At 72.9% G+C, this 14235-nt stretch carries 7 protein-coding genes; 4 read left to right on the top strand and 3 right to left on the bottom strand.

Features of this window, described 5'->3' with window-relative positions; translation table 11 throughout:
* Positions 1–126: 126 nt before the first annotated feature.
* Together glgB and ACTHLI_RS02660 are read right to left on the bottom strand one after the other, a co-directional pair.
* A complete protein-coding gene (gene glgB, locus ACTHLI_RS02665) occupies positions 127–2358 on the bottom strand; it encodes a 1,4-alpha-glucan branching protein GlgB (RefSeq protein WP_440181291.1) in 2232 nt (743 codons plus the stop codon).
* Positions 2359–2400: 42 nt separating this feature from the next.
* Positions 2401–4485: an alpha-1,4-glucan--maltose-1-phosphate maltosyltransferase gene (locus ACTHLI_RS02660; protein ID WP_440181290.1), complete on the bottom strand. Its 2085-nt coding sequence runs from the start codon at positions 4483–4485 to the stop codon at positions 2401–2403.
* A 147-nt stretch (positions 4486–4632) separates the two neighbouring features.
* Between ACTHLI_RS02660 and glgP the strand changes: the two genes are divergently transcribed.
* Positions 4633–7215, top strand: coding sequence for an alpha-glucan family phosphorylase (gene glgP / locus ACTHLI_RS02655; RefSeq protein ID WP_440181289.1), 2583 nt, complete (start codon positions 4633–4635; stop codon positions 7213–7215).
* A 200-nt stretch (positions 7216–7415) separates the two neighbouring features.
* Here glgP and glgX read toward each other — a convergent pair whose 3' ends face one another.
* Positions 7416–9437, bottom strand: a complete 2022-nt coding sequence (gene glgX, locus ACTHLI_RS02650; RefSeq protein WP_440181288.1) for a glycogen debranching protein GlgX — start codon at positions 9435–9437, stop codon at positions 7416–7418.
* 20 nt (positions 9438–9457) lie between these two features.
* On the opposite strand from glgX, the gene ACTHLI_RS02645 reads away from it, so the two are divergent.
* The 3 genes from ACTHLI_RS02645 to ligA are packed head-to-tail and all read left to right on the top strand — an operon-like array spanning position 9458 to position 14122.
* Positions 9458–10591 carry a cysteine desulfurase family protein gene (locus ACTHLI_RS02645; protein WP_440181287.1) on the top strand — a complete coding sequence of 378 codons (1134 nt, stop codon included), beginning with the start codon at positions 9458–9460 and terminating at the stop codon, positions 10589–10591.
* 60 nt (positions 10592–10651) lie between these two features.
* The gene (gene mnmA, locus ACTHLI_RS02640; protein ID WP_440181285.1) at positions 10652–11746 is read left to right on the top strand and encodes a tRNA 2-thiouridine(34) synthase MnmA; all 1095 of its coding nucleotides are present in this window, start codon (positions 10652–10654) and stop codon (positions 11744–11746) included.
* A 57-nt stretch (positions 11747–11803) separates the two neighbouring features.
* On the top strand, positions 11804–14122 hold the full coding sequence (ligA, locus tag ACTHLI_RS02635) for an NAD-dependent DNA ligase LigA (RefSeq protein ID WP_440181284.1): 2319 nt from the start codon (positions 11804–11806) through the stop codon (positions 14120–14122).
* Positions 14123–14235: the final 113 nt, after the last annotated feature.

The following is a 14235-nucleotide window of genomic DNA, read 5'->3' as shown; positions in this document are numbered from 1 at the left end:
TGCGGGGGCCCCGCCCCCCCCCGCCCCCCCCGCGCGCGGGCGACACCCCCGGGTGCGGGGCGGCGCCCCCCCGCCCCCGGCGGCACCACCACGCTCAGCGGGTCACGAGCGCGCGGGCGTCCGGCGTCAGCGGCGCGCCTTCGGGCGCAGCCAGAGCGCGCCGAGCGGCGGCAGGGTCAGCACGAGCGACGCGGGCTGGCCGTGCGAGGGCTCCGCCTCCGCCACCGCCGATCCGTAGTTGCCGACGCCGGATCCGCCGAACTCGGCGGCGTCGCTGTTCAGCAGTTCCTCCCACGTGCCGGCGAGGGGCACGCCGATGCGGTACTGCTCGACGGGGCGGCCGGAGAAGTTGAAGATGCACGCGACGGGGTTCCCGTCGCGGTCCCAGCGGAGGAACGCGACCACGCTGTTCTCCGAGTCCGCGCCGTCGATCCAGCCGAAGCCGGCCGGGGACGTGTCCTGCTGCCAGAACGCCGGGTGCTCGCGGTAGATGCGGTTCAGCTGGCCCACGTAGCCGAGCAGCGCCCGGTGCGCGGGCTGGTCGAGGATCCACCAGTCGAGGCCGCGCTCCTGGCTCCACTCGCTCCGCTGCCCGAACTCCTGCCCCATGAACAGGAGCTGCTTGCCGGGATGCGCCCACTGGAAGGCGAGGTAGGCGCGCACGTTCGCGATCTGCTGCCACGGGTCGCCCGGCATCTTGCCGATGAGCGAACCCTTGCCGTGCACGACCTCGTCGTGGCTGATGGGGAGGATGAAGTGCTCGCTGAACGCGTACACGAACGAGAACGTGAGCTCGTTCTGGTGATAGCTGCGCCACATCGGGTCGTTGGCGATGTACCGCAGCGAGTCGTTCATCCAGCCCATGTTCCACTTGAGCCCGAAGCCGAGCCCGCCGTGGTCCGTGGGGTGCGTGACGCCGCCCCAGCTGGTCGACTCCTCGGCCATCATCATCACGCCCGGGTGCAGCTTGTACGCCGTCGCCGTCGTCTCCTGCAGGAAGCTGATCGCCTCGAGGTTCTCGCGGCCGCCGTACCGGTTCGGCACCCACTCGCCCTCGTTCCGCGAGTAGTCGAGGTAGAGCATCGACGCGACGGCGTCGACCCGCAGGCCGTCGACGTGGAACTCGTCGAGCCAGTACAGGGCGTTCGCGACGAGGAAGTTCCGCACCTGGCTGTCGCCGAAGTTCGGGATCAGCGTGCCCCAATCCTGGTGCTCGCCGAGACGCGGATCGCTGTGCTCGTAGAGCGGCTCGCCGTCGAACTTCGCGAGCGCGAACGCGTCCTTCGGGAAGTGGCCGGGCACCCAGTCCATGTAGACGCCGATGCGGGCCTGGTGCAGCCGGTCGATGAGGTACTTCAGGTCGTCCGGGTGACCGAAGCGCGAGGTGGGCGCGTAGTACCCGGTGACCTGGTACCCCCACGACGGCTCGTACGGGTGCTCCGCGAGCGGGAGGAACTCCACGTGGGTGTAGCCGGTCTCGTGGAGGTAGTCGATCAGCTGGTCGGCCGCCTCCCGGTAGCCGAGGCCCTGCCGCCAGGAGCCGAAGTGCATCTCGTAGACGCTGATCGGCTGCTCGATCGGGTTCGTCGCCGCGCGGTCGCTCATCCAGCCCGAGTCGCCCCACCGGTACGAGCTCTCCGTCACCACGCTCGCCGTGGCGGGAGGCAGCTCCGCGTGCCGCGCCATCGGGTCGGCCTTCTCGATCCACTCGCCGTGGCGGGTGAGGATCTCGAACTTGTAGGCGTTGTAGGGCTCGAGACCGGGGATGAACAGCTCCCAGACGCCGTTGCCGTCCAGGCGCCGCATGGCGTACAGGCGGCCGTCCCAGGAGTTGAAGTCGCCGATCACGCGCACGGCCTGCGCGTGCGGCGCCCACACGGAGAACGAGGTGCCCCAGGTGCCGCGGTGCACGCCGTGGAGCTCGCGGTGGTGGGCGCCGAGCATCTCCCAGAGCCGCTCGTGGCGCCCTTCGCCGAACAGGTGCAGGTCGATCTCGCCGACGCTCGGCAGGAAGCGGTACGGGTCGTCGGCCGTCCAGGTCGAGCCGTCCTCGTACCGCGTCTCGAGCACGTAGTCCTGGAAGCCCGCGACCGAGACGCCCTGCCAGACGCCCCAGCCCACGTGCCCGAGCTCGATCCGCGCACCGGAGTCGAGCACCGCGACGACCTCGCTCGCCAGGGGGCGCAGCGCGCGGATCACGACCGCCTCGGTGCTCCCGACCGGATGCTGCCCGAGCACGGCGTGCGGACCGGAGTGGGAGCCGTCCGCGATGCGGGCGAGCACGTCGTCCGAGGGCACGGAGGCGATGGGTGTCGCGTCCGCGCGCGCGTCGGCGGCGGTGGCGGTCTTCTTGGGCATGGTGGCGTACCTCCTGGTCGCTGCCGGGATCGCCCGGCGCGGCTACCGATCCTCGACGGCGAGGATGTGGACGGGCTCGGCGTAGGGGTCGAGCCGGACGTAGTCGTCCGAGCCCCATTCCCACTGCGCTCCGGTGATCAGGTCCCGCACGGTGAACCGGTCGCCAGGCAGCCTGCCGAGCTGGGCGAGGTCGAGGTGCACGACCGTCTCGCGCGCGCCGTGGGGATCGAGGTTCGCGATCACGAGGACCGTGTCGGGGCGACCCGTGCCGGTGAACTCGGCGTCCAGGTGCTTCGAGTACGCGATGACGTCCTCGGACTCGGTCCAGTGGAAGTGGATGTTCCGGAGCTGCCCCAGCGCGGGATGGTGCCGGCGGATGCCGTTCAGCCTGGCGAGGTACGGCGCGAGGGTGGTGCCGAGCATGGCGGCCTTCGCCCAGTCGCGGGGCCGGTACTCGTACTTCTCGTTGTCGATGTTCTCCTCGGACCCGGGACGGGCCACGTTCTCGACCAGCTCGTACCCGGAGTAGACGCCCCACGTCGGCACCGCGGTGGCGGCGATCGCGGCCCGGATCTTGTACGCGGCGGCACCGCCGAACTGCAGGTAGGGGGTGAGGATGTCGTGCGTGTTGACGAAGAAGTTCGGCCGCATGTAGTCGGCGGTCTCCTGGGAGAGCTCGACCAGGTACTCCGTCAGCTCCTGCTTCGTGTTCCGCCAGGTGAAGTACGTGTAGCTCTGCTGGAACCCGATCTTCGCGAGCCCTCGCATCATCGGCGGCCGGGTGAACGCCTCCGCGAGGAAGATCACGTCGGGGTGCGCGGCGTTCACGTCGTGGATGAGCCGCTCCCAGAACGCGAGCGGCTTCGTGTGCGGGTTGTCGATCCGGAAGATGCGGACGCCGCGGTCGATCCACACCTGGAACACGCGCCGCATCTCCGCGTACGACCCGGCGGGGTCGTTGTCGAAGTTCAGCGGGTAGATGTCCTGGTACTTCTTCGGCGGGTTCTCCGCGTAGGCGATCGAGCCGTCCGCGAGCGTCGTGAAGAACTCCGGATGCTCCTGCACCCACGGGTGGTCGGGGGAGGCCTGGAGGGCGATGTCGAGCGCGATCTCGAGCTGGAGGCGCTTCGCGGCCTCGAGGAACGCGAGGAAGTCCTCCTCGGTGCCGAGGTCCGGGTGGATCGCGTCGTGGCCCCCCGCCTCCGAGCCGATCCCGTAGGGGGAGCCGGGGTCGTTCGGGCCGGCCGTCAACGTGTTGTTCGGGCCCTTGCGGTTCGTGCGCCCGATCGGGTTCACCGGCGGGATGTAGACGACGTCGAAGCCCATCTCCGCGATCGCCGGGAGCCGCAGCGCCGCCGTCGCGAAGGTGCCGGAGGTCCAGCTGCCGTCGTCGTGCCGGACGGCGCCCTCCGATCGCGGGAAGAACTCGTACCAGGCGCCGTACCCGGCCCGCAGCCGCTCCACGCGGAGCCGCCTCGAGGGGCCGGCGGTGACGAGGCTCGCGACGGGAGCGAGTGCGAGCACGTCCGCGACGCGTCCCTCGGTCGCGAGGCGCCACCGCGTGCCCGCCTCCGTCCCCGTGTCACGGAGCGCACCGGCCGTGTCGCGGAGGAGCCCGGGCGCGTCCTCGCCGCGGGAGTCCTCGCCGGCGGCGCGCTCCAGCAGGCGCGCCCCCTCCTCGAACATCAGCTCGACGTCGATCCCGGCGGGGATCTTGATCCCCGCGTCGTGCAGCCAGGTGCCCCAGTCGTCGAGCCAGGCCTCGACGTGCCACGTCCAGGCGCCGATCTCGTCGACGCGGAACAGCGCGGTCCACCGGCCGAGGCCGGGGTTCACCTGCTGCATCGGGCGGCGCACGGTCCGCCCCGACGGGGCCTCGAGGACCACGGCGGCCCCGATGACGTCGTGGCCCTCCTTGAACACGGTCGCAGAGAAGGGCACGACCTCGCCGTCGAACGCCTTCGCGGGCCACAGGTCGTCGGGCTGCTGCGGCGACAGGTCGAGGATCGGGATCCGGCCGAGGACCGGCTTCCACTCGTCCTTCTTCCGGGTCGACCTGCGCGCGCCGGTGCTGCGGGTCCGCGTCGACGCGGGGCGGGCGCTGTCCGCTGCCTGGGTGTCAGCCACGCGCACACCCTACGAGACCCCCTTGGAAGCCGCATGGGGAATGCGGCGTCGGCACCCTGCTGCCCGGCGCCCCGTAAACGCTTGCATCGCGGCCGCGCCGACCCCGTATCGTGACGAACCAGCCGAGTCCGAGGAGTCCTGCTCGCCGTGAAAGCAATCCGTCGCTTCACCGTCCGCACCGTGCTGCCGGCATCCCTGTCGGCGCTCGACGAGCTGGCCGCGAACCTCCGCTGGTCCTGGCACGAGCCGACCAGGCGGCTGTTCGAGGAGATCGACCCCGAGATCTGGCACGGGATCGCGGGCGACCCCGTCGCGCTGCTCGGCGCGGTCAGCCCGGCGAGGATCGAGGCGCTCGCGGCCGACGCCGAGTTCGTGGCCCGCGCCGACGCGCTCCGCGACGAGCTCGCCACGTACCGCAGCGAGCCGCGCTGGTACCAGACGCTGAGCGGCGCGCCTGCGCACATCGCCTACTTCTCGCCGGAGTTCGGCATCGCGGCGGCGCTGCCGCAGTACTCGGGCGGCCTCGGCATCCTCGCGGGCGACCACCTGAAGAGCGCGTCCGACCTCGGGCTGCCGCTGACCGGCATCGGCCTCTTCTACCGCGCGGGCTACTTCAAGCAGTCGATCTCCGCCGACGGGTGGCAGCAGGAGGCCTACCCCGTCCTCGACCCCGACGGGCTGCCGCTCACGCTGACCCGCCACGCCGACGGCGCCCCGGCCCTCGTGTCGCTCGCGCTCCCCGAGGGGCGCACGCTGCACGCGCGGATCTGGCAGGTGGCCGTCGGTCGCGTCACGCTGCTGCTGCTCGACACGGACATCCCGGAGAACGAGGACGCGCTCCGCGACGTCACCGACCGGCTGTACGGCGGCGGGGGCGAGCACCGACTGCTGCAGGAGCTGCTCCTCGGCGTCGGCGGCGTCCGGGCGCTGCGGATCTGGACCGAGCTCACCGGAGCCCCGGAGGCGCAGGTGTTCCACACCAACGAGGGGCACGCCGGCTTCCAGGGGCTGGAGCGCATCTCCACGCTCATCCACGACGGCCTCACGTTCTCGGAAGCCCTCCAGGTGGTCCGCGCGGGCACCGTCTTCACGACCCACACCCCGGTGCCCGCCGGGATCGACCGGTTCGACCGCGGCCTCGTGCAGCAGTACTTCTCCGGCGACCTCCTGCCGGGCGTCGACGTCTGGGAGGTGCTCGCCCTCGGCAGCGAGAACTACCCGGGCGGCTCCGGCGACGTGTTCAACATGGCGGTCATGGGCCTCCGGCTCGGTCAGCACGCGAACGGCGTCTCGCAGCTGCACGGCGAGGTGAGCCGAGGCATGTTCAGCGGGCTGTGGCCCGGGTTCGACGCGTCGGACGTGCCGATCACCTCGGTGACGAACGGCGTGCACGCGCCCACGTGGACCGACCCGCTCCTGCTCGAGCTGGCGCAGGAGAAGCTCGGCACCGCGGACACGACCGCCGCCGACTGGGCCGGACCCGGCGTGACCGACGCGGAGCTGTGGGCCGTCCGCAACCGGATGCGGGCGAACCTCGTCGCCGACGCGCGCCGCCGCGTCACGGCCGCCTGGCACGACGAGAACCCCGGCGCCTCCGCACCCGCGTGGTTCGACGACCTCCTCGACCCCGACGTCCTCACGATCGGGTTCGCCCGGCGGGTGCCGACCTACAAGCGCCTCACGCTGATGCTCGAGGACGAGGCGCGGCTCATCGCGCTCCTGACCCACAAGAAGCGGCCGATCCAGATCGTGATCGCGGGCAAGTCGCATCCCGCGGACGAGGAGGGCAAGCGCCTCATCCAGAAGCTCGTCCGGTTCACCCAGGACCCGGAGCTGCGGCGCCGCATCGTCTTCCTGCCCAACTACGACATCGCGATGGCGCAGGTGCTGTACCCGGGGACCGACGTGTGGCTCAACAACCCGCTCCGGCCGCTCGAGGCCTGCGGCACCTCCGGGATGAAGGCCGCCCTGAACGGCGTGCTGAACCTGTCCATCCTCGACGGCTGGTGGAACGAGTACTACGACGGCGAGGACGGCTGGGCGATCCCGTCCGCGGACTCGGCCGGCGACGCCGCGGAGCGCGACAAGCTCGAGGCGGAGAGCCTGTACGACCTGATCGAGAACCAGATCGCGCCGCGGTTCTACCGCCGCGACAGCGCAGGCGTGCCGACGCGGTGGATGGCGAACGTGCGCCACACCCTCGCGACGCTGTCGCCCGAGCTGTCGGCCGACCGCATGGTCCGCGAGTACGTGCAGCGGCTGTACATCCCCGCCGCGAACGCCGCCGAGGCGATCAGCGCGGGGGATTACGCCGGTGGCCGCGAGCTCGCGGCCTGGAAGGCCGTGGTCTCCTCCGCGTGGGGCGACGTCTCGGTCGTGCACGTCGAGTCCGGCGGACTCGCGCCGGTGCCGCAGGTGGGGGACCGGCTGCACGTGCGCGCGCAGGTGCAGCTCGGTTCGCTGCGGCCGGAGGACGTGGCGGTGGAGGTCGTCTACGGCACCTCCCGCGAAGGGGACGACCTCGTGAACACGGCGACCGTCGAGCTGACGCCGCTCGAGGAGGACACCGCCGCCACGACCGGCGCGATCCCCATCGACGGGTCGCGGACGTTCGCCGGCACCGTCACCCTCGGACGTCCCGGCTCGTTCGGCTACAACGTGCGCGTGGTGCCGAAGAACGCGTACCTCGTGGATCCCGCGGAGATGGGCCTCGTCGCCGTCGCCCACTGACGCGCCTCCGGAGCGCACCGGCAGGAGGAGCCGAGTCCGTCAGCAGGACCGAGGAGCGACAGCAGGACGGAACGGTCCCCTGTGTCCTGCTGTCGGCGCTCGGTCCTGCTAGGCCCACGCGCCCGGTTCCGGCGCGACGCGAAGCGGCGTGACGGCTGTGCGGGTGGGGAGCGTGCTCGAGGAGCGGGCCAGGAGCAGGGTCAGGAGCCGGCGTACAGGAGGAGGGTCGGCCCGTCGATCTCGATGTGCTCGCCCGGCGCCGAGTGCAGCCCCGAGGCGGTGTCGTCGGCGCTCGTCCAGAGCAGCTCGTAGTCGGTGACGCCCGCGTGCTCGGCGAGCGCCACCCGCATCCGCGTCTCGTCCCCGTGCACCACGAGCAGGGTCGTGTCGCCGTCCGCCTCCGCGAGGTACTGCAGGGTCCGGTTCTCCGGGTTCGTCCACGCGGCCTCGTCCATCGTGCCGCCGTCCGCGTTGTACCAGTGCATGGCGTTCGCGCTCGTGTCGCCCGCGTGCGTCGCCGGGCGCAGCGCCGGGTGCTCGCGCCGGATGCGGATGAGGCGCCGCACCACGTCCTGCAGCTGCTCCTGCCACTCCTGCAGATTCCAGGCCACCCAGTTCACGGCGGCGTCCTGGCAGTAGGCGTTGTTGTTCCCGCGCTGCGTCCGGCCGAGCTCGTCGCCCGCGAGCAGCATCGGCACCCCGGCGGACAGGAGGAGGGTCCCGAGCAGGTTCCGCATCGCGCGGCGCCGGTCCGCGAGCACCCGCTCGGAGCGGGTCGCCCCCTCGACGCCGAAGTTGAACGAGCGGTTGTTGTCGGTGCCGTCGCGGTTCGACTCCCCGTTGCCGAGGTTGTGCTTCGCGTTGTACGAGGTGAGGTCGGCCAGGGTGAAGCCGTCGTGCGCGGTGATGAAGTTCACGCTCGCGAGCGGACCGCGCGCCGGGGAGAAGTGCCAGGAGGAGCCGGCCAGCCCGTTCGCGAGGGCGCCGATCCCCGTGCGGGCGAGGCCCCCGTGCCGCGTCACCACCGTGTCCGTGAGCCAGAAGTCGCGCACCGTGTCGCGGTAGCGGTCGTTCCACTCCGACCAGCCGGCGGGGAAGCCGCCGGTCTGCCAGCCCCCGAGCCCGACGTCCCAGGGCTCCGCGATCAGCTTGATCCCGTCGAGCCTCGGGTCGGCCAGCAGCTCCTGCAGCAGCGGCGCATCCGGTGTGAAGACGACCTGGTGGTCGCGCCCGAGCGTGACCGCCAGGTCGAACCGGAAGCCGTCGATCCGCACCTCCTCCGCCCAGTAGCGGACCGAGTCGTGGATCATCCTGCGCACCTGCTCCTGCGAGCAGTCGAGGCTGTTCCCGCAGCCCGTGGTGTCGATGTACCGTCCGTCGTCCTGCCGGTAGTAGGTGCTGTTGTCGAGGCCGCGGAAGCTCTGCACCGGCCCGGACGGCCCCTCCTCCGCGGTGTGGTTGTAGACGACGTCGAGCCACACCTCGAGCCCTGCGGCGTGCAGGTGCTTGACCATCCCCTTGAACTCGTCGAGCACCGCCTGCGGGCCGGCGGACTGCGCGGCGAGGGAGGCGTACTGGGCGTGCGGGGCGAAGAAGCCCACGGTGTTGTAGCCCCAGTAGTTGGCGAGCCCCTGCTTCATGAGGCGCTGCTCGCTCGCGAACTGGTGCACGGGCAGCAGCTCGATCGCGGTGACGCCGAGGTCCTTGAGGTACGCGATCGTCGACTCGTGCGCGAGGCCGGCGTAGGTGCCGCGCAGCGCCCTCGGCACCGACCGCAGCTGCCGGGTGAGGCCCTTCACGTGAGCCTCGTAGACCACGCTCTCCGCGAGCGGGGTGCTCGGCCGCCGCACGTCGCCCCAGTCGAACCGGTCCTCCACCACGACGCTGCGCCAGGATTCCTGGTCGATCCGGACGATCCCTCGCGCGTACGGGTCGAGGAGCGAGCGGGAGCGGTCGAAGGCGTGCCGCGGACCCTCGGGTCCGGCGGCCTTGATCGCGTAGCGGCGACCGGGCGTGAGCAGCGAGGAGCCGCCGCTCCAGATCCCGTCGGCGTCCCGCGTCATGTGGACGGTCCGCTCCACCCAGGAGGGGTCGCGCTCGCTGAGGAGGCAGAGGTCCATCGCCGTCGCGGTCTCGCTCGCGACCCGGAGGGTGCCGCCGTCGGCGCCCGCGCGCACCCCGAGATCGCGGTAGCGGTCGCTCGCGAGGGGATCGGCCTGCACGCGCCTACCCTAATGACGCCATGCCCGCCTACCTCGACCACGCCGCGGGCACGACGCTGCGGCCCGCGGCGGCGGCGGCGCTCGCCGAGGCGCTCGGCACGGTCGGCAACCCGTCGTCGGTGCACCGGCACGGGCAGGCGGCCCGCGCCCTGCTCGAGGAGGCGCGGGAACGGCTGGCCGCGGCCGTCGGGTGCGAGCCGGTCGAGGTGGTCTTCACCTCCGGCGGTACGGAGGCGGTGAACCTCGCGGTGATCGGCACCTGGCGGTCGCGCGGGGGAGCGGTGCTCCTCCCCGGGGGCGAGCACGCGGCGACCGTCGAGGCGGCGGAGGCGGTGGGACGGGAGGGCGCCAGGATCGTCGACCTGCCCGTGGACGCCGACGCCCGCCTCGCGCCCTCCGTGCTGGCGGCGGCCCTCGAGGCGGAGCCGGACGCGGCGCTCGTCACCGTGCTCGCGGCGAACAACGAGGTCGGGACCCGCAACGACGTGCCCGCGCTCGCCGCGCTCGCCCGCGGCGCCGGCGTCCCGCTCCACGTCGACGCGATCGCGGCGTTCGGCGCCGTCCCGACCGCGTTCGACGGCGTGGAGACGATGAGCGTCTCCTCCGTGAAGCTCGGCGGCCCCGCCGGGGTGGGCGCGCTGCTCGTGCGCCGGACGGCGCCGATCACCGCCCTGCTCCACGGCGGCGGTCAGGAACGGGGCCTGCGATCCGGCACCCCCTCCGCCGCCCTCGCGCTCGCCTTCGCCGTGGCGGCGGAGGAGGCCGTCGCCGACCTCGAGGCGGAGGAGCGGCGGATCGCCGGGCTGCGCGACCGCGCCCTGGCGGGCCTCCGTGCCGCGCTGCCCGGCGCGACGCTCCGCGGCGCGGAGCCGGGGCCGAGGCGCCTCCCCGGCAACCTGCACGTGACCGTCGCCGGAGCGGACGGCGAGTCGCTCCTGTTCCTGCTCGACGCCGCCGGGGTGTCGGTCAGCACGGGGTCCGCGTGCCTCGCGGGCGTGACCCGGCTCTCGCCGGTGCTGCTCGCCATGGGGCTGACGGAGGACGAGGCGCGCGGTGCGCTCCGCATCAGCTTCGGGCACTCGTCGACGGAGGCGGACGTGGACGCGCTCCTCGCCGCCCTCCCCGCGCTGGCACCCGCGCTCGCCCGCCCCTGACTCTTCACGGATCAGGGCCGCCGCCCTCATCCGTGAAAGGAGGCGCTTAGCCTGGTGCGCATGAAGGTGCTGGCGGCGATGAGCGGCGGCGTCGACTCCGCGGTCGCCGCGGCGAGGGCCGTGGACGCCGGGCACGACGTCACGGGCGTGCACCTCGCGCTGAACCGCAACGCCGGGACGCTGCGGACCGGGGCACGGGGCTGCTGCACCATCGAGGACGCGATGGACGCGCGCCGCGTCGCCGACCGCATCGGCATCCCCTTCTACGTCTGGGACTTCAGCGCCCGCTTCGCGGAGGAGGTGGTGGACGACTTCGTCGCGGAGTACGCCGCCGGCCGTACTCCGAACCCGTGCCTCCGGTGCAACGAGCGCATCAAGTTCGCGGCGCTCCTCGACCGCGCGGTCGCGCTCGGGTTCGACGCGGTCTGCACCGGCCACTACGCCGTCGTCACCACCGACGCCGACGGGCGCCGCGAGCTCCACCGCGCCTCCGACGAGGCGAAGGACCAGTCCTACGTGCTCGGGGTGCTGACCGCCGACCAGCTCGCGCACGCGATGTTCCCGCTCGGCGCGACGCCGTCGAAGGCCGTCGTGCGGGCGGAGGCGGCGGAGCGCGGCTTCCGGGTGGCGGCGAAGCCCGACAGCCATGACATCTGCTTCATCCCCGACGGCGACACGCGCGGCTGGCTCGCGGACCGCCTCGGCAGCGAGACCGGCCCGGTCGTCGACCGGGAGGGCACGGAGCTCGGCAGCCACGAGGGCGCGCTCGCCTACACCGTCGGGCAGCGCAGGGGGCTCTCGCTCACCCGGCCGGCGCCGGACGGCAGGCCGCGGTTCGTGCTCGAGGTCCGCCCCGCCACGAACACGGTCGTGGTCGGGCCGAAGGAGGCGCTGGCCGTCGGCGCGCTCGCCGGTGCCCGGATGTCCTGGGCCGGGCCGCCGCCGTCGGGCCGGGAGTTCCGCTGCGACGTGCAGGTGCGCGCGCACGCCGAACCGGTCGCGGCGACCGCGGCGTTCGAGGCGGACGAGCTCGTCGTGCGCCCGGACCGGCCGATCCTGGGGCTCGCTCCCGGCCAGAGCGCCGTGCTCTACGACGGCACCAGGGTGCTCGGGCAGGTCACGGTGGATCGCACCGTTTCGGCAGCGCCCGCCTGATCGGAGGCCGCTTTCCTCGTTCGGTGCGCTGTCGGTGGCCGCCCCTATGCTCGCCGCATGAGCGAGACGGTGACCGCAGCATCCGCCGGGGATGCGAAGGAGGTGGCGGACCTCACCGCCCGCATCAACGAGCTGCGGCACCAGTACTACGAGGGCGACCAGTCGACCGCCTCCGACGAGGAGTACGACGCGCTCGTCCACCGCCTGCAGGCGCTCGAGCAGGCGCATCCCGAGCTGCTGCGGCCGGACAGCCCCACGCAGACCGTCGGCGGCGCGCCGGAGACGACGCTGTTCGCACCGGTCGTGCACAAGGAGCCGATGCTCTCGCTCGACAACGTGTTCAGCCGGGGCGAGCTCGACGAGTGGGCCGACCGCGTGCACCGCGACGCCGCGAAGCGGCTTCCGGAGGCCCCGGTCCGCTGGCTCTCGGAGCTGAAGATCGACGGCCTGGCGATCAACCTCCGCTACGAGCGCGGTGTGCTCACCTCCGCCGCGACCCGCGGCGACGGGATCACGGGGGAGGACGTGACCCCGAACGTCCGCACCATGGGCACCATCCCCCTGCGGCTGCAGGGCGGTCCGCACCCGGACCTCGTGGAGGTCCGCGGGGAGATCTTCTTCCCGGTCGAGCACTTCGACGCGCTGAACGCCCGCCAGGCCGAGGCCGGCGAGCGGCTCTTCGCGAACCCGCGCAACGCGGCCTCCGGCTCGCTGCGGCAGAAGGCGGAGGGCAAGTCGCCGGAGAAGCTGGCGCTCATGGAGGCACGGATCCGCGGGCTGCGGATGCTCGTGCACGGCATCGGGGCGTGGCCGGTCGAGCAGATCGAGCGGGAGACGCTCGACGGCGGGACGACGGGCGGAAGGCGCTGTACGAGCCAGAGCCAGGTGTACGACCTGCTCGCCGAGTGGGGGCTGCCGACCTCCACGCACTACCGGGTGTTCGAGACGATCGACGAGGTCTGGGGGTTCATCGAGCGGTACCGCGCCGAGCGCGCCTCGGTCGAGCACCAGATCGACGGCATCGTGATCAAGGTCGACGACCTCGACCTGCACGTCGCCCTCGGCGCGACGAGCCACTCGCCGCGCTGGGCGACCGCGTTCAAGTACCCGCCCGAGGAGGTGCACACGAAGCTGCTCGACATCGTCGTCTCCATCGGCCGCACCGGGCGCGCCACCCCGTTCGCGGTGATGGAGAAGGCGCTCGTCGCCGGCTCCGAGGTGCGGCAGGCGACGCTGCACAACCAGGACGTCGTGAAGGAGAAGGGCGTCCTGATCGGCGACACCGTCGTGCTGCGGAAGGCGGGCGACGTCATCCCGGAGGTGCTCGGCCCCGTCGTCGAGCTGCGCGACGGCTCCGAGCGCGCCTTCGTGATGCCCGAGCGGTGCCCCGAGTGCGGCACGCCGCTGAAGCCGGCGAAGGAGGGGGACGTCGACCTCCGCTGCCCGAACGCCCGCAGCTGCCCCGCGCAGGTCCGCGGCCGGGTCGAGCACATCGGGTCGCGTGGCGCGCTCGACATCGAGGCGCTCGGCGAGGTCACCGCGGCGGCGCTCACGCAGCCGTCGTTCCCGGAGACGCCGCCGCTCGTCGACGAGGCCGGCCTGTTCGACCTCACGATGGACGACCTGCTGCCGATCCGCGTCGTGCCCCGCGACCCGGAGACCGGGATGCCGCGGCTGAACGAGGACGGCACCGAGAAGCGGCTCGCGCCCTTCCAGCGGAACCCGAACGCGGACGAGAAGCGGGCGGCCCGCGAGGCCGGCGAGCCGCTCGCCGCGGACGCGCGGTTCCCGTCCAAGCAGGCGATCGACCTGCTCGCCAACCTCGAGCTCGCGAAGACGCGCGACCTCTGGCGGTACCTCGTCGCGCTGTCGATCCGCCACGTGGGACCGGTCGCCGCCAGGGCGCTCGCCGCGCACTTCGGGTCCGTCGCCGCGATCCGTTCGGCGTCACGGGACGAGCTCGCGGCGGTCGACGGGGTCGGCCCGATCATCGCGGATGCGCTGATCGACTGGTTCGGCGTCGACTGGCACGCGGCGATCGTCGACCGCTGGGCCGCCTCCGGTGTCCGGCTCGAGATCCCCGGGCACCCGGGCCCGCAGGCCGTCCCGGAGACCCCGGCCGGCCCGCTGGCCGGGCTCTCGGTCGTCGTCACCGGCACCGTCGAGGGCTTCACCCGGGAGGGCGCCGAGGAGGCGATCATCGCGGCCGGGGGCAAGGCCGCGTCGAGCGTCTCGAAGAAGACGGCGTTCGTCGTCGTCGGCGCGAACCCGGGCGCGAGCAAGCTGACGAAGGCGGAGTCCCTCGGTACCCCGCAGCTCGACGCGGACGGCTTCCGCCGCCTCCTGGCGGGCGGCCCCGCCGCCGTCACCGAGTAGCCCCGATCCGCTCGCTCCGGGGGCCCTCCGCGGCTGAAGGGGCCCGGCGCACCGCCCCCGGAGCCGCGGGAGGCCCCCGCAGCGGGCCGATCCGGCGCCCGGGCGCCCGAATA

The organism is Amnibacterium sp. (assembly GCF_051956055.1).
In the GTDB taxonomy this organism is placed as follows: Bacteria; Actinomycetota; Actinomycetes; order Actinomycetales; family Microbacteriaceae; genus Amnibacterium.
This window is presented reverse-complemented; position numbering and strand designations above follow the sequence as displayed.

Excerpts from the sequence above, each read along its gene's own strand:
- glgB (WP_440181291.1), bottom strand. The coding sequence starts at position 2,358 with ATGCCCAAGAAGACCGCCACCGCCGCCGACGCGCGCGCGGACGCGACA.
- ACTHLI_RS02645 (WP_440181287.1), top strand. The coding sequence starts at position 9,458 with ATGCCCGCCTACCTCGACCACGCCGCGGGCACGACGCTGCGGCCCGCG.
- mnmA (WP_440181285.1), top strand. The coding sequence starts at position 10,652 with ATGAAGGTGCTGGCGGCGATGAGCGGCGGCGTCGACTCCGCGGTCGCC.
- ligA (WP_440181284.1), top strand. The coding sequence starts at position 11,804 with ATGAGCGAGACGGTGACCGCAGCATCCGCCGGGGATGCGAAGGAGGTG.